This is a genomic window from Clavibacter sp. AC415 (assembly GCF_979252985.1).
The window spans coordinates 65,530-85,259 of the sequence record NZ_CEEDAR010000004.1 but is presented as its reverse complement, the minus strand read 5'-3'; the positions used below and the strand labels follow the sequence as shown (position 1 = coordinate 85,259).

Genomic DNA, 19,730 nt, shown 5'->3' with positions numbered 1-19,730 from the left:
AGGGGATGCATTGGCCGACGACGGGGTGGACCACAGCAGGCGCGCGCGCCGAGGATCCAGGCTCATCGCCTGCCTGGCCGTCTGGGCGGTGGCGCTCGGCGTCGGCCTGATCGGCACGGGCGTGGTGGGGCAGGGGGCGGAACCCGCGGGGGCCGCGACCGGGAGCGACTTCGATCCCGGCATGATCATCAGCGACGCCAAGTTCTACGACGGCGACGCGATGTCGCAGGGCGACGTCCAGCGCTTCCTGCGCGAACGGGTACCGAGCTGCGCCTCCGGCTACGTGTGCCTCCGCGACTACGTCGAGAGCATCCCGGCACGCGCGGCCGACAGCAGGTGCTCCAGCCTCCAGGCGTCGCGGCTCACCGGCGCGGACATCGTCTACTGGGTCGGTCGCGCCTGCGGCATCAGCCAGGCGGCGCTCCTCGTGCTCCTGGAGAAGGAGCAGGGCCTCGTCACCGACAGCACCCCCAGCGCACGCCAGTACCGGAGCGCGACGGGCTACGGCTGCCCGGACACGGCGGCCTGCGACTCGCTCTACTACGGCTTCTTCAACCAGGTCTACAACGCGGCGCACCAGTTCAAGGCCTACCAGGCGAATCCCACCCGATGGAACTACCAGGCCGGCCGCAGCGACCGCGTCCTCTGGCACCCGAACGCCGACTGCGGTTCCTCGCAGGTGACCATCCGCAACCAGGCGACAGCCGGCCTGTACATCTACACGCCGTACCAGCCGAACGCGGCGGCCCTGCGCAACCTCTACGCGACGGGCGACTCCTGCTCCTCGTACGGCAACCGCAACTTCTGGCGCCTCTACACCGACTGGTTCGGCAGCACGAGCGACGGCCCGGTCTCCTCCTTCGTCAAGACGGCGACGGACGCCACCGTCTACCTGGTCAGCCGCGGCCAGAAGCACCGCGTGCCCGACCTCTCCGTCTACCGGGCGCTCTCGGCCCTGGGCGGCATCAGCACCGTGTCCCGCTCCTACGTCGACGCGCTCCCCTCGGGCGTCCCGGCCTCGGAGCTCGTGCGCGATCCCGTCTCCGGCTCCGTCGGCCTCGTGCAGTCCGACCGGCGGCACCGGTTCGGCTCGTGCGACCTCGTCGCGACCTACGGCTACGGCTGCGGCGACGCGGTGGACCTCGACCCCGGCCAGCTCCGTGCGCTGCCCGACGCGGGGGAGATGAGCGCCTTCTTCGTCCTGCCGGGCAGCCCGATCACCTACCTCCTGAGCGGCGGCGTCAAGCACCCCATCTCGACCTGGGCTGCGCTGCTCGCGCTCAACGAGGGGCGCTCGCCGTTCGTGGCGACGATGCGGAGCGCCGTCGGTGCCCTGTACACCACCGGTCACGCGGCGCTCGAGCCGGGCACGCTCGCCAAGGCGTCGAACAGCGCCGACGTGTACCTGGTGGACGGCCTCGACCGGAAGACGCGCGTGCCGGACTTCGCGGTCACCGCGGAGCTGGGTCTCGGACGCTCCTTCGCCACGGTGGCGCCGGCGACCATGGACGGGTATCGGCGGGCTGCGGGCGACCTCTCCCTCCTCGTCCGCTGCGCCGGGGTCACCTCGCTGGCGACCCAGGGCCGGGTCGTCACGCTGTCGACGCCCGGGTCCACGGGGCTCCCCGTGACCGACCTCTCCGCGTCCACGTGTCGCACCCTCGACCGGGCGTCGGGCTCCGTCGCCGGCTCCGTCTTCGTCCGGGGCGCCTCGGCGGCCACCGTCTACCTCCTGCAGGGCGGGCAGGCTCGGCCCGTCTCCTCGTGGGATCGGCTGGTGGCGTTGGCGGGCACGACCTCGCCGACCATCACGACGCTGGGCGGACCCGCCCTCGCCCGCATCCCCGTGGGCGCCGCGTACTGACGCCCGACGGCACCCGTCGTCGGTCGGCGGGCGGGTGCCGCGGCAGGTCGTCCAGCGGCCAGCGGATACAGTGGGGGCCGCACCGGTCCGAGCGGGGCGGCCCGTCGGCTGTCCGCGACGCCCGCCGGCGCGGTGAGGAGAGCGAATCGGACCAGCACGCGGACGGAGTCGACGCATCCCGCGAGGAGGCACCGGCGCCCCGGCCCGGCATCCTGCTCCGGCTGATCAAGGACGAGCGCGTCGCGTCTCCTGCTCGTCGGCGGCTTCAACACCGTCCTCGGCACGGCGTGGTTCGCCATGTTCTACCTTCTGTGGGGGCACGCGATCCCGTACCCGATCGTCCTCGTCATCGCCTGGGCGGTGCAGCTGCCCATCGCCTTCACGCTCCATCGCAAGCTGGTGTTCAAGGTGAGCGGCAACCTGGTGCCCGACTTCTCGCGCTACACGCTCGTCAACCTCATGCCCCTCTTCGCGAACATGCTGCTGCTCCCGCTGGTCGTCGAGACGACGCCCCTGGAGCCGATCGTCGCCCAGGTGCTCGTGACCATCGTGATCACGGTCGCCACCTACACCGGCCACAAGTTCTTCTCGTTCCGCCGCCCGCGCGACGAGGCCGTGCGCTGACGCGTCCCGCGTCCCGCCTCTCGCGGATCAGCCGGGCCGGTGCTCCTCCGGCAGCCCGTGCCGCCAGCTGCGGCCCTGCGCGGCCTTGACCGCGCAGATCACGAGCAGGACCCAGCCCCACTCCACGAGCGTCGCGCTCTCGGCGAGCGAGGACACGAGCAGCACGACCAGCACGAGCGCCGTCCAGACGTAGCCGACCCCGCGCTTCGTGGTCGCCAGCACCCAGGAGCGCCCGAGCGCGAGGGCGCCGAACACCGCGAACAGGGCGAGGCCCACGAGCCCGGCCTGCAGGTACAGGTCGAGGTAGGCGTTGCGCCCGCTCTCCTGCGCGCCGCGGCTGACCAGGTCGAGCGCCGTGTAGGGGTAGGCGTCCAGGGGCCAGGAGCCGACGAACCCCCACCCCTCGATGGTGTTGAGGTCGATGAGGCGGAGCATCTCCCGCCAGACCGCCGACGCGCTGCAGGTAGTCGGGGCGGGCCTGCAGCACCTGGAGCACGGGGGAGCGGAACGCCACGACGAGGACCGCGACGACGGCCGCGAGCACCAGGACCGCGCTGTTCGCGAGCGGACGCGCCTGCCGGGCGAGGTGCCGGAGGCCGAGGATCGCGAGGGCGGCGACGGCGAGCACGAGGAACGTGCCGAGGATCACCGACGAGCGCGTGAGGGACGCCACGAGGAGGGCGACGGCGATCGAGAACACGCCGCGGCCGCGGGAGACGGAGCGGGTGATCAGCTCCACGGCGAAGGTCACGGCGGCGACCAGGGCCACGATCCCGAGCGCGTTGCGCTCGCCGAGGAGGCCCTGGATCGGTCCCAGGCGCTCGAGCGCGCCGCGGATCCCGAGGAACGGGATGGGGCCGTCGATGAGGAGGCCCGCCAGCACCTCGAGGGCGAGGGAGGACACGAGGACCAGCCGCAGGACGTCGCCGGCGGCCCGCACGATCTGGATGAGATCGCGGACGACGCCCACGTACACGGCGAGGAAGGCGGAGGCGGTGAGGTACAGCACCCGCCGACCGCATCCGACCGGGAGGCCGTCCACAGCAGGGTCGCCGCGCACCAGCCCACCAGGACGAGCAGCGAGATCGGGAGGAGCCCCCGCCACTCCCAGTCGCCCCGCTTCGCCGCGAGCGATCCGGCGGCCATCGCCACGAGCGCCGTCACGACGGCGGCGAGCCCCGCCCAGCCCATCGTGGAGCGGAGCGCGTGCGCGAGGACCGCCGTCCCGAGGATGCACTGGGTGAGCGCCGCCGAGAAGCGCGCCGATCCGAGGAGGTCGGGTAGGCGCTCGGGCAGGGGGAGGCGGGCGGGGAGGGTCATGCGCGGGGCGTCGCGGAGGGGAGGCGGTGCACCGGTCGGCCGCGCGGCTCAGGCGACGCCGGGATCGGCGGTCGCGATGGACGGGGCGGGTGCGGCGCCGACGGGCGACGCCGCGGCGGTCGACGGCACCGCGGATGACGCCGCGGCGGCACCCGGACGGGCCGGAGCGTCACGGCGGCGCGAGTCGACGGGGCCGGGGACGTCCTCGCGCGCCACCATGCCGGAGCGGGTGGCGATGGCGATGACGACGAGGAGCAGCCAGTTGCCCTCGTAGAGGAGGCGGCTCTCGGCGAGGCTCTGCACGACCAGCGCGGTCATGAGGAGCAGGGGCGCGAGCGCGAGCGCGGTGTAGGGCTCCACGCGGTCCCGCCGGTGCTGGGGGCGGTCGATGGCCGCCCACCAGGAGCGGACGTACGTGGTGACGACGAGGCAGGCGAAGACGAGGAGCCCCACCACGCCGAGCTGCATGAGGACGTCGAGGTAGGCGTCGTGCGCCTGGAGGTAGGTCACGCCGCTGCGGACGGCGAGGCCCTCGAAGGGGTGGACCCACGGCGCCCAGTAGCCGATCCAGCCCCAGCCGAGGACGGGGTGCTGCTGCCAGAGGCCGAGGACCGACTCCCAGATCTCGAAGCGGCCCGTGAGGTCGGGCGACCGCCCGAGGAGCTCGAAGACGTCCGCCGTCCGCGTCGCGACGACGACCGCTGCGCCGACCGCGGCGACGATCACGCCGGCGGCGAGCACGAGCCGGCCGCGGAGTCCCACGCGGCGGGCGAGAAGGGCGAGCGCGGCGACGACGCCCGTCATGACGAGCGCGACGAGGACGGTGGAGCTGCCGGTGAGGGCCAGGGTCGCCAGCGCCACGACGATCCACGTGACCGCTCGGCGGCGGGGCAGGGTGCGGGCGGCGAGCTGCAGCGCGACGACGACGAGGGCCAGCAGGGCGACCATGGCGAGGAGGTTCGCGTTGCCCACCACCCCCTGGATGCGGCCCCCGCTCAGCAGCTCCCCGCGGGTCCAGGCGAAGGCCGCCGGCGCATCGGGACCGTAGTCGGTGAAGAAGGGCATGACCGGCTGCCGCACCACGACCGCGACGAGCAGCTCGAACGCGAGCGACAGACCGAGGATGATGCGCAGCGCCCGCCCGAGCGCCTGCACGATCTCGGCCCACGAGAGCAGGAGGACGAGCGTCACCGCGGCGATGGACGTGGACAGCTGGATGACGACGCCGATCGCCGACTCCGGCCGGTACCCCGACCACGCGATGGACAGCACCGCGAGCCCGGTGAAGGCGATCAGCGGGACGGGCAGCACGCGGAGGCGCGGGAGCGGCCGCGACCGCACGATGAGGGTGCAGCTCGTGATCAGGATCGCGAGGGCGATGGCGCCGAACCCCCACCAGCTGAGGCCGTTCCGCCACATGTCACCCGCGAAGGTGGTGACGAGGACGGCGGTCGCGAATCCCGGAGGGCTCGGCGGCTGGCGGTGGGCATGCCCATCAGGGTATCCGGGTCCGGCCGTGCGTCCCGCCGTCTGAGGGAAGCGGCGGGGACGGCGCCCGGGTGCCGGGTGCGCCGCCCGTCGCGCTGTCCGTCAGACGAAGGCCGCGTGGCCCGTGATGGCACGGCCGACGATGAGCGTGTTCATCTCCCGGGTGCCCTCGTAGGAGTAGATGGCCTCCGCGTCGGCGAAGAACCGGGCCACGTCGTAGTCGAGGACGATGCCGTTGCCGCCGAACGCCTCGCGGCACCAGGCGACCGTCTCCCGCATGCGGCTCGTCGCGTAGGCCTTGGCGAGCGCCGAGTGCGAGTCGGTCTGCGTGCCGTCGTCGACCATCTCCGAGGCGCGCGTGACCAGGCCGATGGAGGCGGTGATGTTGCCGAGGCTGCGGACGAGCAGGTCCTGGATCAGCTGGTGCGCGCCGAGGGGCTTGCCGAACTGCTCGCGCTCGCCCGTGTAGGCGACCGCGGCCTCGTACGCGCCGACCGAGATCCCGATGGCGGCCCACGCCACCTCGGCGCGCGTCAGGCGCAGCACGGTGGCGGTGTCGGCGAAGGAGCGCGCGTTCTGCAGCCGGTTCCGCTCGGGCACGATGACGCCGTCCAGCTCGATGTCGGCGTTCTGCACGATGCGGAGGGCCTGCTTGTCCTCGATGCGCGTGGCGCGGAAGCCGGGGGAGTCGTTGGGCACCAGGAAGCCCTTCACCTGGCCGTCGTCGGCGTCCTTGGCCCAGATGACGGTGACGTCGCTCACCGTGCCGTTGCCGATCCAGCGCTTGCTGCCCGTGATGCTCCACTCGTCGCCGCGGCGCGTCGCGACGGTGCGGAGGCCCCGGGCGGAGTCGGATCCGGACAGCGGCTCGGTCAGCCCGAAGGAGCCGAGGATCTCGCCCGAGGCGAAGCGCGGCAGCCACTCGGCCCGCTGCTCGGGGGACCCTGCCACGGCGACGCTGCCCATCACCAGGCCGCTCTGCATGCCGACGAGGGTCGCGATGCTCGCGTCGACGCGGCCGAGCTCGAGCGCCGCCCAGCCCCGGTACACGGCCGAGTTCTCGAAGGGGCGGGTCTCGGCGAACGGCATCCCGAAGATGCCGCGCTCGGCCAGCCCGCCCACCACGTGCCGGGGGAACTCGGCCCGGGCCCACAGGCCGTTGACGTGGGGCCTGACCTCGGCCTCGAGGTAGGCGCGCAGGTCGGCGAGGGACTCCTTCTCCCGGTCGCCGAGCCGGGACTCGTAGCCGTAGAAGTCGCCGATGAGGGGGGTGAGGGACACGATGCTCCGTTGCGGTTCGTCGGCGCCCTCGGGACGGGCGCCTCGCGGCCGAGCCTATGTCGGCGTCGCGGCGGCGCCCCGATCGGTTGGTACTTTGGTCGCGTCCGGACAGGACGCGCCCCCTCGGGCGTTGTAGGTAGCCGCCAAGCCCGACAGGATCATCCGTGTTCACCTCCCTCGCCAACACCCCTCGCGACTACGCCTGGGGGTCCCGCACCGCCATCGCCGAGCTCCTCGGCCGCGAGCCGTCCGGCGGCCCGGAGGCGGAGCTCTGGCTCGGGGCGCACGACGGCTCGCCGACGCGCATCGTCGATCCCGCGCAGGCGCGGCGGCGCGACGACGCTGTCCGCGTGGATCCAGGCGGATCCCGCGACCACGCTCGGTCCCCTCGCCGAGGGCCTCCGCCCGGGCGACGGCCCCGGCCTCCCGTTCCTCCTCAAGGTGCTCGCGGCGGGCGGCCCGCTCTCGCTCCAGGCGCACCCGGACCTGCACCGGGCCCGCCTGGGCTTCCGCGACGAGGAGGCGCGCGGCGTCCCCATCGACGCCCCGCACCGCAACTACAAGGACCCGCTGCACAAGCCGGAGCTCGTGTACGCGCTGAGCGACGAGTTCCACGCGCTCTGCGGCTTCCGTCCGCTCGCGGAGGTGCGGCAGGTGTTCACGCTGCTCCTCACGCTCGACGCGTCCGGCCCCGACTCCGACCCGGCGGTCATCCGCAGCGTCCTCTCGCGCCTCACCGGGGCCGAGGCGGACGTCCTCCGGGACGTGTTCGCCTTCCTCATGGGCGGGGGAGCCGCCGTGCGGCGCCTGGTCGACCGCGTCACCCTGCTGGCGAGCCTCGCCTCCGACCGGCAGTGCCGGGAGTTCTCCACCGAGATGCGCACCGTGCGGGAGCTCGCCGAGGCGTACCCGGGCGATCCGGGCATCGTCACCTCGCTGCTGCTCAACCGCGTGACGCTCCGCCGCGGCGAGGCGCTCTACCTGCCCGCCGGCAACATCCACGCGTACCTGCACGGTCTCGGGATCGAGCTCATGGCCGCGTCCGACAACGTCCTGCGCGGCGGCCTCACGCCCAAGCACGTCGACGTGCCCGAGCTGCTCGACGTGCTCGAGTTCCAGGCGCTGCCCGTGCCGTACCTGGAGCCGGAGCACGCGGCGCCGGGCGTCGAGCTGTACCGGCCGGACGTGCCCGACTTCCTGCTCGCGCGCATCGCGCCGGCCACGCGCGACGCGGCCGACGGCGACGCGGGCGCGAGCGTCGTGGTGATCGACGGGCCCGCCATCGTCATCTGCACCGCCGGCGCCGTGTCGATCCGCGGCGAGGCCTCCGCGGTCGACGTCGCCCGCGGCGAGGCCGTGTTCGTGACCCCCGACGAGGGCCGGCTGGTCGTCGTCGGCGACGGTGAGGCGTTCCTCGCGACGACGCCCGCGCCCACCGCCCGGGACGAGGACGACGCCCCCTCCGCGTGACCGGGGCACCGCGGCGCCGTCGATAGGGTTGCCGCATGACATGGTTGGTCACCGGCGGCGCCGGCTACATCGGTTCGCACATCGTCTCGGCGTTCAGGCGCGCGGGGCTCGACACGGTCGTCCTCGACGACCTCTCGAGCGGGCACGAGTCCTTCGTCCCCGAGGGGGTCCCCTTCCACCGCGGATCCGTCCTCGACCGCGAGCTCCTCGCCCGCGTCCTCGGGACGGGCGACATCCGCGGCGTCGTGCACGTCGCGGGCTTCAAGTACGCCGGCGTCTCCGTCCAGCGCCCGCTGCACACGTACGAGCAGAACGTCACGGCCACGGCGGTGCTCCTCGAGGAGATGCAGCGCGCGGGCGTCGACAGCATCGTGTTCTCGTCCTCCGCCGCGGTGTACGGCACGACCGACGTCGACCTCGTCGACGAGAGCACCCCCCGGGCGCCCGAGTCGCCGTACGGGGAGTCCAAGCTCATCGGCGAGTGGCTGCTGCGCGACCAGGGCGTCGCCACGGGCCTCCGGCACGCGTCGCTGCGCTACTTCAACGTCGTCGGATCCGGCGAGGAGGGCTACTTCGACACGAGCCCGCACAACCTGTTCCCGCTCGTCTTCGACGCGCTGCTCGACGGCCGGACGCCCCGCATCTACGGCGGCGACTACCCGACGCCCGACGGCACGTGCGTCCGCGACTACATCCACGTCGCCGACCTCGCGGCCTCGCACGTCGCGGCCGCACGCCGCCTCGAGGCGGGGGAGCCCGTCGAGCCCGTCTACTGCCTCGGCAGCGGTGAGGGCGCGAGCGTGCGCGAGATCATGACGGCCATCCGCACGGCGACCGCCATCGACTTCGAGCCGGAGCTGCACGACCGCCGCCCCGGCGACCCGGCGCGCATCGTCGCGTCCGGGGAGCTCGCCGCGCGCGACATCGACTGGGCCATGCGCCACACCCTCGACGACATGGTCCAGAGCGCCTGGCGGGCCCGCCAGGCCGGCACCGGGGCGTAGCGCCGACGGCGAGCCGCGGCGCGTCGCAACCCTCGAGGAGCGGCTGAGGGTTTACTCTCCGCAGCTTGACGAAGGCGAGTTACACCGGTGTAATTATGACGATGAGCTGGGGCCGGCCGGGCGCCCCTGCCGCGTGGGGAGATCGTGACATGGCACTACCTGAGTACCACGCCGGAGTCCCCGACGACTGGTTCGTCGACCCCGTCCGACTCGGGGTCCCGGGCGTCCGCACCGTCGAGGACGGCAACCCGCTCGCGTGGCAGGCGGACTCGCTCTGCGCGCAGACCGACCCCGAGGCGTTCTTCCCCGAGAAGGGCGGATCCACCCGCGACGCGAAGAGGATCTGCGGCTCGTGCGAGGTGCGCAGCGAGTGCCTCGAGTACGCGCTGGAGAACGACGAGCGCTTCGGCATCTGGGGCGGCCTCTCCGAGCGCGAGCGCCGCAAGCTCCGCAAGCGCGCCGTCTGAGCGCCCACCGGGCACCCGTCCGCGCCCCGGCGCGGGCTGACCGGCGCGCCGGTCGGCTGCGGCGGATCCGCACCACGCACCACGTAGGGTCTCCTCTGTCATGCAGCCACGAGTAACCGCGATCCTCGTCGCCCACGAGGGCGCGCAGTTCCTCGACCGGACCCTCCAGGCCCTCGCGGCCCAGACGCGTCGCCCGGACCAGGTGGTCGCGGTCGACCTCGGCTCCCGCGACGCGTCGGCCGCCCTGCTCGCCGCGTCCGAGCCGACGCGCATGGTGCAGGCGCCCGCCCGGATGACCTTCGGGCAGGCCGTCGACCAGGCCGTCCGCGTCATCGCGTCGCCCGAGGGCGACCACGAGCTGCTCTGGCTGCTCTCCGCCGACAACGCGCCCGCGCCCGACGCCCTCGAGCGGCTGCTCGCCGCGGTCGAGGCGTCGCCGAGCGTCGCGGTCGCCGGTCCGAAGACGATGGAGTGGGACCACCCCGGCTACATCCACGAGATGGGCACCACGCTGACCACGCTCGGGGCCGCCGTCCCCATCGTCGACGTGGAGCTCGACCAGGCGCAGTACGACGAGATGAGCGACGTCCTCGGCGTGGCCGCGGGCGGCATGCTCGTGCGCCACCGCCTCTGGGACGAGCTGGGCGGGTTCGACGACGCGCTGCCCGCCGTCGACGACGCCATCGACCTCTGCGTGCGGGCCCGGCTCGCCGGCCACCGCGTCGTCGTGGTGCCGGCCGCCACGCGTCGCCTCCGCGGGCGACGCCGCGCCCGGGACCGCCTTCCTCGGCCGCCGAACGCCCCGTCACCGCCGCCGCCGGCTGCGCCGCCAGGCGCAGCTGCACCGCCGCCTGGCCTACGCGCCGCCGGCCGCCGTCCCGTTCCTGTGGCTCTCCCTCGTGCCCCTGGCCGTCCTCCGGGCGCTGCTGCAGCTGCTGCGGAAGCGGCCCACCGCCGCGCCCGGGGAGATCGGCGCGGCCGTCCGCGTCGCCGTCGCACCCGGACGGATCCGGGCCAGCCGCCGCCGCCTCGCCGCCGTGCGGACCGCGCCCTGGTCGAGCATCGCGTCGCTGCGCCAGCCGCTCGCCGTCGGCCGCCGACGCCGGTCGCTCGCCCGCGAGCAGTACCGCGTCGAGCACATGGGCGTGTCGGACGGCGTGGAGTTCCTCGCCACGGGCGGCGGCTGGACGGTGCTCGCGGCCCTCCTCCTGGCTGCCGTCATGTGGCTGCCGCGGCTCGCCGGCACCGCGCTCACCGGCGGGCAGCTCCTGCCGCTCGGGCCGAGCGCCGGTGCGCTGTGGGCGCAGGTCGGCATCGGGGTGCGCGGCTCGGGCGCCGGACCCGTGGCCCCGTCCGACCCGTTCGCGTACATGCTCGCGGTGCTCGGCAGCGTCACGGCGTGGGAGCCCTCGCTCGCGGTCCTCGGGCTCTTCGTGGCGGCCCTGCCGCTCGCCGCCCTGGCCGCGTGGCTCTGCGCCGCGCAGCTCACCCGGAACGCGTGGCTCCGGGCCCTGGCCGCGCTCGTCTGGACGCTCGCGCCGACCCTCCTCGTGGCGCTCGGCGAGGGCCGTCTACCCGCCGTGCTCGCGCACCTGCTCCTCCCGTGGCTCGCGCTGGCGGTGCTGCGCGCGCCCCGCTCGTGGTCGGCGTCCGCCGTGGCGGGGATCCTCATGGCCGCCGTCGGCGCGTCCGCCCCGTCGCTGGTGCCCGCCGTCCTCGTGCTCTGGCTCGTCGCGACCGTGCGGGCCGGACGCCGGGCCGGGCGGCTGGTCACGATCCCCGTCCCGCTGGTCGCGCTCGTCGCGCCCCTCGTCGCGTACCGCGTCATGCAGGGCCAGCCGCTCGCCCTCGCCGCCGATCCGGCCGTGCCCGCCGCCTTCGCCCCGGCGGACGTGCCGGGGCTCGCCCTCGGCTTCCCCGTCTCCGGCCTCGGCGGCTGGACGGCGTTCGTCGACGGGCTCGGGCTCGGCCTGCCGTCCGCCGTGCCGCTCGTCGTCGTCGCGGTGCTCGTCGCCCCGCTCGTCCTCGGCGCCCTCGCCGCCCTGTTCCTGCGCGGATCGCACCGTGCCGCCCTCGCGCTCGGCGTGACGGTGCTCGGGTTCGCCACCGCCGTCCTCGCCGCGCGCACGGTCGTGCAGGCGAGCGGCCCCGACGTCGTCGCCGTGTGGCCGGGATCCGGCCTCAGCCTCCTCTGGCTCGGGCTCGCGGGCGCGCTGGTGCTCGGGTTCGCCACCCTCGGGCGCCGCTCCGTCGTCCCCGGCCTCGTCGCCGCGGTGACGCTCGTGGTGCTGGCGCTGCCGCTCGTCTCCGCGGCGGTCGCCGGATCCACCGCCGTGCGCGCCACCGCCGAGACCTCGCTGCCCGGTCTCGTGGTCGCGGAGGCGGCGAGCGACCCCTCCGTGGGCACGCTCGTGTTGCGCGCCGCCGACGACGGCTCGCTCATTGCGGACGTCGAGCGCGGCACCGGCCGGACCCTCGAGCAGGTCTCCACGGTCGACTCCGCCGTCGGTGAGCTCACGGACACCCAGCGGCGCGTCGCGGAGCTGGCCGGCAACGTCTCCTCCCGCTCCGGCCTCGACGCGACCGAGGAGCTCCGCGGCCTCGGCATCGGCTACGTGCTGCTCGCGCCGCCCGCGGGCGAGGCGCAGGCGGCGCTCCACGACCGTGCGCGCGCGGCCCTCGACGACGATCCCGTGTTCACGGTGGTCGGCGAGACCGAGGCCGGCCTCCTCTGGCGCTTCGTCGGCAGCGACGACCTCGACGCCCGGGTCCCGGTCCCCGGCAACCTCGACGACGCGGGGCGCGCGGGCGTGCTCGCGGCGCAGGCCCTGGTATTCGCGCTGACGCTCCTGCTGGCCATCCCCACCGGCCGGCTGGCGGCGCGCAGCCGTCCCCTCCCCGCGTACCGCGAGACCGTGGTCGCCGCCGACGCGCGTCCCGCGGACGCGGACGAGCCGCGCCCCGAGCACGACGACCGCGGCATGCCCGCCTACCTGGACGAGGCCACGGGCGCGAGCGTCGAGTCGGCGGCATTCGGCGACATCCCGCAGGCGGGGGAGCGCAGGCCCGACGACGACGACGCCGTGGACGTCCCCGTGCCCGCCGACGGCGGGCGCTCGGACCGCGAGGAAGGCGACCGCGAGATCCGCGACCGCGAGATCCGCGACCGCGAAGACCGCGACCGCGGAGCCGACCCCCACGACGACCGCAGGAGGACAGATGGCCAGGCGTGACGCCGTGCGCATCGCGACGCGCGTGACCACCGGGATCGCCGGGGTGGCCGTGCTCGGGGTCGTCGTCGCGGGGGCGCTCCTGCTGCCGCCGTCGGCGGTGGGGACAGCGCGCCCTCCGTCCTCGTGACGCCCGTCGCCACCGACCAGCTGCGCGTCTGCGCGGGCGCCCTCCTGCGCCCGCCCGAGGCGGACGCCTCCTCCACCACGACCGCGGTCGCCGTCGGCAGCGCCGCCGTGACGAGCGGATCCGCGGTCGCCGGCGCCGCCGACGGCGGCCCCGGTGTCCGCACCTCCCGCATCCCCGCCCCCGACGTGCAGGGCGGCGACTCGAGCCAGGCGTCCGTGCTCGCGGTCGCGGGCGACGTCGACGGGGAGCCGACGGACCTCGCCGGCGCCGCGTCCGAGATCGCCGGCGAGAGCGACCTCGCCGGGCTCGCCGCCGTCCCGTGCGCGGAGCCGACGGCCGAGTCCTGGCTCGTCGGCGGCGCCACGACGACCGGCCGCACCACCTTCGTCGTGCTCGACAACCCGTCCGGCGTCGCGTCGACCGTGGACCTCGCCATCGCGGGCGAGGAGGGCCCCGTGAGCGCCCCGGGCGCGAGCGGCATCTCCGTCCCGGCCGGCAGCAGGCGCGTCCTCAGCCTCGCGGGCCTCGCCCCCGACCTCGCCTCCCCGGCCGTGCACGTCCAGAGCCGCGGCGGCCAGGTCGTCGCGCGGCTGGAGCAGAGCACGGTGCGCGGCCTCCTCGCGGGCGGCGTCGACTGGATCGGGCCGGCCGCGGCCCCCGCCACCCGGCTCACGATGACGGGACTCCGCATCGACTCCGCCTCCGCGCCCGTGGCGCCCGTGGAGGGCGAGGAGGCCCCCGCGGCCGACGACGGCGGGTCCGCGCCCGGCGCCGGCTCGGATCCCGGCACCGACCCCGACCGCGAGACGGCCGTGCGGATCCTGGTGCCCGGCACCGAGGACGCCGACGTCAGCGTGAGCGTCGCCCCCGAGGACGGCACCGACGGCACGGGCACGACCTTCACGGTGCAGGCCGACGCGGGCCGCACCCTCGACGTGCCCGTCACCGACCTCCCCGACGGCCGCTACGCCGTGACCGTGCAGAGCTCGGTCCCCGTCACCGCCGCCGTGCGGAGCGTGTCGGGTGCGGCCGAGAGCGGCGCCACCGACTTCGCCTGGCTGCCGTCGGCCGAGGCGCTCACGCGCGACGCGCTCGTCTCCGTCCCCGAGGGGCCCGCGCCGCTCCTCCACCTGCGGAACGCCGGGGACGCGGTCGCGACCGTGACGGCGCGGCCGACGGACGGCACCGAGGCCGTCGAGATCCAGGTGCCCGCGGGATCCGCCGCGTCGGTCGCGGTCGCCGCCGGGCGCACCTACCTGCTCGAGGGCGCGACGGACCTCACGGCCACCGTGACGCTCGCCGAGCCGGGGCGGTCCGCCGCCCTGCCCGTGGTGCCCGTCCTGCCGGCCGCGGACCCCCTGCGCGTCCACCCCTGAGCGTCGACCCCTGAGCCCCGCGCCGGCCGTCGCGCGGCGCCGACGGGGCATCGGCGCGCCCGTCGCGCGGAGACCTGCCGGGTGCGCGGCATCCGCCGCTAGTGCGGGTCGTACCTGTCCGGGGCGAGGTCCCACGGGTCCTTGCCGAGGAGCTCGCCGACCGCGCGGAACACGCAGCCCTCGACGAGCGCGCGCTGGTGGTGCTCGTCGTCCTCGTGGAGGTGCGCGAGGCGCTCGATGGGGAGCCGGTAGAAGATGACGCGACGCTGGTCCTCGAGCACGCTCCAGCGGTCGATGCCGTCCCGCTCGCTGTTCTCGGCGGAGGCGGCGACCTCGAAGGAGACCCGGTCGAGCTCGTCGGGCCAGAGGCCGCGGAGGTACTCGGCGGCGGACGCGACGGTCTGGTCGAAGAGGTCCGCACGCGTGCGCAGCACCGGCAGCTCGGGCCCGGTGACGGGGGAGCGGAGGCCGCGGCCGTGCCGGTCGCGCCAGGAGCCGCGGATCGAGACGTGGCCTCCCCGGCGGCGTGGACGTGGCATGGCCCCATCGTACGGCCCCGGCGACGGCGGTAGTGTGGGCCCGACATGACGAACAGGCCCTGCTCCCGCGTCGGCTGCACCGGCGGCGCCACGACCACGCTCACCTACGTCTACGCGGACTCCATGGCCGTCCTCGGTCCCCTCAGCCACGACTCCGAGCCGCACAGCTACGACCTGTGCGACCGCCACGCCGCGCGTCTCTCTGGCCCCGCAGGGCTGGCAGATCGTCCGGCACGGAGTGCTCGGTGAGGTAGGTTTCGGAGCATGACGACGACTGCCGCCGAGAACCTGACCGCCATCGTGAAGACCTACGACGTGCGGGGTCTCGTCGGCAGTCAGCTCACGGAGGAGCTGGTCACGGCCCTCGGAGCGGGCTTCGTCGACGAGCTCGGCGCGGCCGGCAGCGAGGTCGTCGTCGGCCACGACATGCGCGACTCCTCGCCGTCCTTCGCCCGGGCCTTCGCCGAGGGCGCCACGGCCCGCGGAGCCGACGTGCTGCTCATCGGCCTCTGCTCCACCGACGAGACGTACTTCGCGTCCGGATCCCTCGACGCGCCCGCGGTCATGTTCACCGCGAGCCACAACCCGGCCACCTACAACGGCCTCAAGTTCTCCCGCGCGGGCGCGCAGGGCATCAGCCTCGACACGGGCCTCGCTGCCATCCGCGACCGCGCCATCGGCTTCCTCGCCGACGACATCGCTGCCGTCGAGCCGGCCGGCCAGGTGCGCGAGCGCGACGTCCTCGCCGACTACGCGGGCTACCTCCGCCAGCTGGTGGACCTCTCCTCCATCCGCCCGCTCCGCGTCGTCGTCGACGCCGGCAACGGCATGGGCGGCATGACCGTCCCCGCCGTCCTCGGCACCGCGGCCGGCCTGCCCGAGCTGCCCATCGAGATCATCCCGCTCTACTTCGAGCTCGACGGCACCTTCCCGAACCACGAGGCGAACCCGCTGGAGCCCGCCAACCTCGTCGACCTGCAGGCGGCCGTCGTCGCGCACGGCGCCGACCTCGGACTCGCCTTCGACGGCGACGCCGACCGGTGCTTCGTGGTCGACGAGAAGGGCCAGGCGGTCACGCCCAGCGCCGTCGCCGCCGTCGTCGCGCTCCGCGAGATCTCGCGCGTGAAGGCGCAGTCGCCGGACGACGAGGTCACCGTGCTCCACGACCTTCATCACCTCGCGCATCGTCCCCGAGACGATCGAGGCGGCGGGCGCCACGGCGGTCCGCACGCGCGTCGGCCACTCGCTCATCAAGGACCAGATGGCCGCGACGGGCGCCGTCTTCGGCGGCGAGCACTCCGCGCACTACTACTTCCGCGACTTCTGGGGTGCCGACAACGGCATGCTCGCCGCCATGCACCTGCTCGCGGAGTTCGGGCAGAGCGAGGGCCTCATGTCCGACCTGTCGGCGCGCTACACGCCGTACGCGCTCTCGGGCGAGATCAACAGCACGGTCGAGGACGTCCCGGCCGCCTACGAGCGCATCGTCGAGGCGTTCTCGCGGCCGCGGCGAGTTCGACGAGCTCGACGGCCTGACGGTCGACGGTCCGGTCGAGGCCGACGGCGCGTTCTGGTGGTTCAGCGTCCGCCCCTCGAACACGGAGCCGCTGCTGCGCCTGAACGTGGAGGCCTCCACGGAGGAGCGCATGGCGTCCCTCCGCGACGAGCTCCTGGGGCTCATCCGCGGCGCCTGACCCGCATCGCACCGCCCACGACGCCGCGTCCCTCCTCGAGGGGCGCGGCGTCGTCGTGCGTGCAGCTGTCGTCGCCTCGATCGGATACCCCCGGGGGGTTCCATGCCATACCCCTAGGGGGTACCATGGATGGGAACGGGAGGTGGCCGCGATGGTCGGGTACAGCGAGGGCAAGGACGACATCCTCAAGCGGCTGCGCCGCGCCGAGGGCCAGGTGCGCGGCATCGAGCGCATGGTCGAGTCCGACACGTACTGCATCGACGTGCTCACGCAGGTCTCGGCCGTCACGCGGGCCATGGAGACCGTGGCGCTGAAGCTCCTCGACGACCACCTCGCCCACTGCCTCGCCGAGGCCGCGCGCGAGGGCGGCCAGGTCGCGGACGACAAGGTGCGCGAGGCCTCCGCGGCCATCGCGCGGCTCGTCCGCTCCTGATCCGCCCGGCGGCCGCGTCGGCCGCCGCCCGTCGCGCCCCCGTCGCACCACGACGCCTCCCGCGCCTGCGAACCCCCGCACCTGCGAACCCCGAGAAGGAGATCCCATGACCACCACGACCTTCCCCGTCACCGGCATGACCTGCGCCCACTGCGTCGCGAGCGTCACCGAGGAGGTCGGCGAGCTGCCCGGTGTCGCGTCCGTGGCCGTCGACCTCGTCGTCGGCGGCGCGTCCACCGTCACCGTCGAGAGCGACGGCCCGCTCGACCCCGAGGCCGTGCGCGCCGCGGTCGACGAGGCCGGGTACGTCGCGGGGCTCTGACATCGACCGAGCCCGTCACCGGATCCGCCCCCGTCGCGGAGGACGCCGCGCGCACCCGCGTCGACCTCGACGTGCAGGGAATGACCTGCGCGTCGTGCGCCCTGCGCATCGAGCGGAAGCTCGGCCGCATGCCCGGCGTCGAGGCGGCCGTCAACTACGCGACCCACCGGGCGCGCGTGCGGCTGCCCGAGGGCGTGAGCGTCGCGGACGCCATCCGCACCATCGAGCGGACCGGCTACCGCGCCAACGAGCGCGCCGCGCACGGGAGCACGAGGGCGCCGGAGGAGGCTGAGCTCGTCGAGGCGCCGGTCTCCGCGCGCTCCTCGATCGCCGACGCCGACGCCGACGCCGCTACTGCCGCCGCGCCGCGCACCGCGCCCGCCGCCCCGACCGGGGACCCGGGCCGGAACTGGGCCGTGGCCTCGACCCCGGCCGGGGCCGCGACTGCGGGACGGGGCCCGCCCGCGCGACGCCGTCGCCGCCCGCGTCCCCGACGCCGACGAGCTCGCCCTCCGGCAGCGCCTCGTCGTCTCCGCCGCGCTCACGGTCCCGGTGTTCCTCACGGCGATGATCCCGGCGCTCCAGTTCCCCGACTGGCAGTGGCTCTCCCTCGCGCTCGCGGCGCCCGTCGCCGTCTGGGGCGCATGGCCGTTCCACCGCGCCGCCGCGGTCAGCGCGCGCCACGGCGGCGTGGGCATGGACACGCTCGTCAGCATCGGCGTCGCGGCCGCGTTCCTGTGGTCCCTCTACGCGCTCTTCCTCGGCGACGCCGGGGAGCGGGGCATGACGATGACCATGGCGCTCGTCGGGGAGCCGGGCGCGGGATCCGGCGACATCTACCTCGAGGTCGCCGCCGCCGTCACCGTCTTCATCCTCGGCGGGCGCTACCTGGAGGCGCGGGCCGCCCGCGCGTCCGGCGCCGCCCTCGCGGCGCTCCTCGACCTCGCCGCGAAGGACGTGGCGGTCGTGCGGGACGGCGTCGAGCGGCGCATCCCGATCGGCGCCCTGCGCGCCGGCGAGGAGTTCGTGGTGCGCCCGGGCGAGCGGATCGCCACCGACGGCGTCGTCGTCGACGGCGCGAGCGCGGTCGACCGGTCGCTGCTCACGGGCGAGTCCCTGCCGGAGGAGGTCGGGCCGGGCGACGACGTCACCGGCGCGACGCTCAACGCCGGCGGCCGCCTCCTCGTGCGCGCGACGCGCGTGGGGGAGGAGACGCGCCTCGCCCGGATGGCGGCCCTCGTGGAGGAGGCGCAGACGGGCAAGGCCCGCATCCAGCGCCTCGCCGACCGCGTGTCGGCCGTCTTCGTCCCCGTCGTGCTGGTCCTCGCGCTCGGCACGCTCGTCGGCTGGCTGCTGCTCGGGTTCCCGCCGGAGGCCGCGTTCACGGCGGCCGTGGCCACCCTGATCATCGCGTGCCCGTGCGCCCTCGGGCTCGCGACGCCGACCGCGCTCCTCGTGGGCACGGGCCGTGGTGCGCAGCTCGGCATCCTCATCACCGGCCCCCAGGTGCTCGAGTCCACCCGCCGCATCGACACCGTGCTCCTCGACAAGACCGGCACGGTCACCACGGGCGTCATGTCCCTCGTGCGCGCCGTCCCGGCCGCCGGGGTCGACGCCCGGGAGCTCGTGCGTCTCGCGGCCGCCCTCGAGGCGCGCTCCGAGCACCCGGTGGCCCGGGCCGTCGTCGAGGCGGCGGGCACCGAGGCGTCGGGCGCCGGATCCGCGCCCGCCGTCGAGGGCTTCGTCGCGACCCCGGGCCTCGGCGTCCACGGCGTGGTCGACGGCCGCGCCGTCGCCGTGGGGCGGCCGTCGTGGCTGCGGGACGCCTGGTCCGCGGAGCCCGACGCGGCGCTCGCCGACGCGCTCCGTGCGGCGGAGGCCGACGGGTCGACCGTGGTCGCGGTCGCGTGGGACGGCGCCGTCCGCGGCGTGCTCGCGGTCGCCGACACCGTGAAGCCGACGAGCGCCGAGGCGGTCCGCCGCCTCCGGGCGCTCGGCCTCCGTCCCGTGCTCCTCACGGGCGACACCGCGGGATCCGCCCGACGCGTCGCCGACGAGGTGGGGATCGAGGAGGTCGTCGCGGGCGTCCTGCCCGAGGGCAAGCTCGAGGCGGTGCGCCGGCTGCAGGACGAGGGCCGCGTCGTCGCGATGGTCGGCGACGGCGTCAACGACGCCGCCGCGCTCGCGCAGGCCGACCTCGGCATCGCCATGGGGACCGGCACCGACGCCGCGATCGAGGCGGGCGACATCACGATCGTCCGCGGCGACCTCGTGCTCGTGGCCGACGCCGTGCGCCTCGCCCGCCGCACGCTCGGCACCATCCGCGGCAACCTGTTCTGGGCCTTCGCGTACAACGCCGCGGCGATCCCGGTCGCGATGGCGGGGCTCCTGAACCCGCTCGTCGCGGGGCTCGCCATGGCGCTGTCCTCGGTGTTCGTCGTCACGAACAGCCTGCGCCTGCGGTCCTTCCGCTAGCCGCCCGGCGCCC

16 protein-coding genes and 3 pseudogenes are annotated in these 19,730 nt (G+C 75.1%); 14 read left to right on the top strand and 5 right to left on the bottom strand.

Features of this window, described 5'->3' with window-relative positions:
- The first annotated feature begins 25 nt into the window (after nucleotides 1-25).
- Together ACZ411_RS01275 and ACZ411_RS01270 are read left to right on the top strand one after the other, a co-directional pair.
- Nucleotides 26-1,864, top strand: coding sequence for a hypothetical protein (locus ACZ411_RS01275; RefSeq protein ID WP_464167923.1), 1,839 nt, complete (start codon nucleotides 26-28; stop codon nucleotides 1,862-1,864).
- Nucleotides 1,865-2,161: 297 nt separating this feature from the next.
- The gene (locus tag ACZ411_RS01270; protein ID WP_464167921.1) at nucleotides 2,162-2,488 is read left to right on the top strand and encodes a GtrA family protein; all 327 of its coding nucleotides are present in this window, start codon (nucleotides 2,162-2,164) and stop codon (nucleotides 2,486-2,488) included.
- Nucleotides 2,489-2,515: 27 nt separating this feature from the next.
- On the opposite strand, the gene ACZ411_RS01265 is transcribed toward ACZ411_RS01270, so the two are convergent.
- The 4 genes from ACZ411_RS01265 to ACZ411_RS01250 all read right to left on the bottom strand — a co-directional run bounded on the left by ACZ411_RS01265 (nucleotide 2,516) and on the right by ACZ411_RS01250 (nucleotide 6,577).
- Nucleotides 2,516-2,923: a hypothetical protein gene (locus ACZ411_RS01265; protein WP_464167919.1), complete on the bottom strand. Its 408-nt coding sequence runs from the start codon at nucleotides 2,921-2,923 to the stop codon at nucleotides 2,516-2,518.
- A 312-nt stretch (nucleotides 2,924-3,235) separates the two neighbouring features.
- Nucleotides 3,236-3,808 carry a hypothetical protein gene (locus ACZ411_RS01260; RefSeq protein WP_464167917.1) on the bottom strand — a complete coding sequence of 191 codons (573 nt, stop codon included), beginning with the start codon at nucleotides 3,806-3,808 and terminating at the stop codon, nucleotides 3,236-3,238.
- 48 nt (nucleotides 3,809-3,856) lie between these two features.
- A complete protein-coding gene (locus ACZ411_RS01255; protein WP_464167915.1) occupies nucleotides 3,857-5,227 on the bottom strand; it encodes an O-antigen ligase family protein in 1,371 nt (456 codons plus the stop codon).
- 171 nt (nucleotides 5,228-5,398) lie between these two features.
- Nucleotides 5,399-6,577 carry an acyl-CoA dehydrogenase family protein gene (locus ACZ411_RS01250; protein ID WP_094115382.1) on the bottom strand — a complete coding sequence of 393 codons (1,179 nt, stop codon included), beginning with the start codon at nucleotides 6,575-6,577 and terminating at the stop codon, nucleotides 5,399-5,401.
- Between ACZ411_RS01250 and manA the strand changes: the two genes are divergently transcribed.
- From manA to ACZ411_RS01215, 7 genes and pseudogenes are all read left to right on the top strand, one after another.
- Complete coding sequence (gene manA / locus ACZ411_RS01245) at nucleotides 6,461-8,047, top strand: mannose-6-phosphate isomerase, class I (protein WP_464167913.1); 1,587 nt, start codon at nucleotides 6,461-6,463, stop codon at nucleotides 8,045-8,047. The two genes, ACZ411_RS01250 and manA, sit on opposite strands and share 117 nt — an antisense overlap.
- 35 nt (nucleotides 8,048-8,082) lie before the next feature.
- Nucleotides 8,083-9,051 (top strand): UDP-glucose 4-epimerase GalE, encoded by a 969-nt coding sequence (gene galE / locus ACZ411_RS01240; protein ID WP_464167911.1) that lies wholly within the window; start codon nucleotides 8,083-8,085, stop codon nucleotides 9,049-9,051.
- A 149-nt stretch (nucleotides 9,052-9,200) separates the two neighbouring features.
- Complete coding sequence (locus ACZ411_RS01235) at nucleotides 9,201-9,518, top strand: WhiB family transcriptional regulator (RefSeq protein WP_104291124.1); 318 nt, start codon at nucleotides 9,201-9,203, stop codon at nucleotides 9,516-9,518.
- Nucleotides 9,519-9,618: 100 nt separating this feature from the next.
- Nucleotides 9,619-10,212, top strand: a pseudogene (locus ACZ411_RS01230) (glycosyltransferase family 2 protein); the annotation flags it as partial.
- 205 nt (nucleotides 10,213-10,417) lie between these two features.
- Nucleotides 10,418-12,751 (top strand): glycosyltransferase family 2 protein, encoded by a 2,334-nt coding sequence (locus ACZ411_RS01225; protein ID WP_464167909.1) that lies wholly within the window; start codon nucleotides 10,418-10,420, stop codon nucleotides 12,749-12,751.
- Nucleotides 12,738-12,878 (top strand): hypothetical protein, encoded by a 141-nt coding sequence (locus ACZ411_RS01220; RefSeq protein WP_464167907.1) that lies wholly within the window; start codon nucleotides 12,738-12,740, stop codon nucleotides 12,876-12,878. Before ACZ411_RS01225 ends, ACZ411_RS01220 begins: the two co-directional genes overlap by 14 nt.
- Nucleotides 12,875-14,254 (top strand): DUF5719 family protein, encoded by a 1,380-nt coding sequence (locus ACZ411_RS01215; RefSeq protein ID WP_464167905.1) that lies wholly within the window; start codon nucleotides 12,875-12,877, stop codon nucleotides 14,252-14,254. The genes ACZ411_RS01220 and ACZ411_RS01215 overlap by 4 nt, the downstream gene beginning before the upstream one ends.
- A gap of 98 nt (nucleotides 14,255-14,352) precedes the next feature.
- Here ACZ411_RS01215 and ACZ411_RS01210 read toward each other — a convergent pair whose 3' ends face one another.
- The gene (locus ACZ411_RS01210) at nucleotides 14,353-14,793 is read right to left on the bottom strand and encodes a metallopeptidase family protein (protein ID WP_464167903.1); all 441 of its coding nucleotides are present in this window, start codon (nucleotides 14,791-14,793) and stop codon (nucleotides 14,353-14,355) included.
- A gap of 45 nt (nucleotides 14,794-14,838) precedes the next feature.
- Between ACZ411_RS01210 and ACZ411_RS01205 the strand changes: the two genes are divergently transcribed.
- The 5 genes and pseudogenes from ACZ411_RS01205 to ACZ411_RS01185 all read left to right on the top strand — a co-directional run bounded on the left by ACZ411_RS01205 (nucleotide 14,839) and on the right by ACZ411_RS01185 (nucleotide 19,717).
- Entirely contained in the window at nucleotides 14,839-15,042 is a 204-nt protein-coding gene (locus tag ACZ411_RS01205; RefSeq protein WP_464167901.1) for a DUF3499 family protein, read from the top strand.
- A 15-nt stretch (nucleotides 15,043-15,057) separates the two neighbouring features.
- Nucleotides 15,058-16,487: pseudogene (locus ACZ411_RS01200) on the top strand (phosphomannomutase/phosphoglucomutase).
- A 151-nt stretch (nucleotides 16,488-16,638) separates the two neighbouring features.
- Entirely contained in the window at nucleotides 16,639-16,920 is a 282-nt protein-coding gene (locus ACZ411_RS01195; protein ID WP_015489737.1) for a metal-sensitive transcriptional regulator, read from the top strand.
- 106 nt (nucleotides 16,921-17,026) lie between these two features.
- Nucleotides 17,027-17,242, top strand: a complete 216-nt coding sequence (locus ACZ411_RS01190) for a heavy-metal-associated domain-containing protein (protein ID WP_094115387.1) — start codon at nucleotides 17,027-17,029, stop codon at nucleotides 17,240-17,242.
- Between the two features lie 80 nt (nucleotides 17,243-17,322).
- Nucleotides 17,323-19,717 (top strand): annotated as a pseudogene (locus tag ACZ411_RS01185) (heavy metal translocating P-type ATPase).
- Nucleotides 19,718-19,730 lie beyond the last annotated feature (13 nt).

Bases quoted from the DNA above. Each gene is read 5' to 3' on its own strand.
- ACZ411_RS01270 (WP_464167921.1), top strand. From the start codon at position 2,162: ATGTTCTACCTTCTGTGGGGGCACGCGATCCCGTACCCGATCGTCCTC.
- ACZ411_RS01265 (WP_464167919.1), bottom strand. From the start codon at position 2,923: ATGCTCCGCCTCATCGACCTCAACACCATCGAGGGGTGGGGGTTCGTC.
- ACZ411_RS01260 (WP_464167917.1), bottom strand. From the start codon at position 3,808: ATGACCCTCCCCGCCCGCCTCCCCCTGCCCGAGCGCCTACCCGACCTC.
- ACZ411_RS01255 (WP_464167915.1), bottom strand. From the start codon at position 5,227: ATGTGGCGGAACGGCCTCAGCTGGTGGGGGTTCGGCGCCATCGCCCTC.
- galE (WP_464167911.1), top strand. From the start codon at position 8,083: ATGACATGGTTGGTCACCGGCGGCGCCGGCTACATCGGTTCGCACATC.
- ACZ411_RS01235 (WP_104291124.1), top strand. From the start codon at position 9,201: ATGGCACTACCTGAGTACCACGCCGGAGTCCCCGACGACTGGTTCGTC.
- ACZ411_RS01220 (WP_464167907.1), top strand. From the start codon at position 12,738: ATGGCCAGGCGTGACGCCGTGCGCATCGCGACGCGCGTGACCACCGGG.
- ACZ411_RS01210 (WP_464167903.1), bottom strand. From the start codon at position 14,793: ATGCCACGTCCACGCCGCCGGGGAGGCCACGTCTCGATCCGCGGCTCC.
- ACZ411_RS01205 (WP_464167901.1), top strand. From the start codon at position 14,839: ATGACGAACAGGCCCTGCTCCCGCGTCGGCTGCACCGGCGGCGCCACG.
- ACZ411_RS01195 (WP_015489737.1), top strand. From the start codon at position 16,639: ATGGTCGGGTACAGCGAGGGCAAGGACGACATCCTCAAGCGGCTGCGC.
- ACZ411_RS01190 (WP_094115387.1), top strand. From the start codon at position 17,027: ATGACCACCACGACCTTCCCCGTCACCGGCATGACCTGCGCCCACTGC.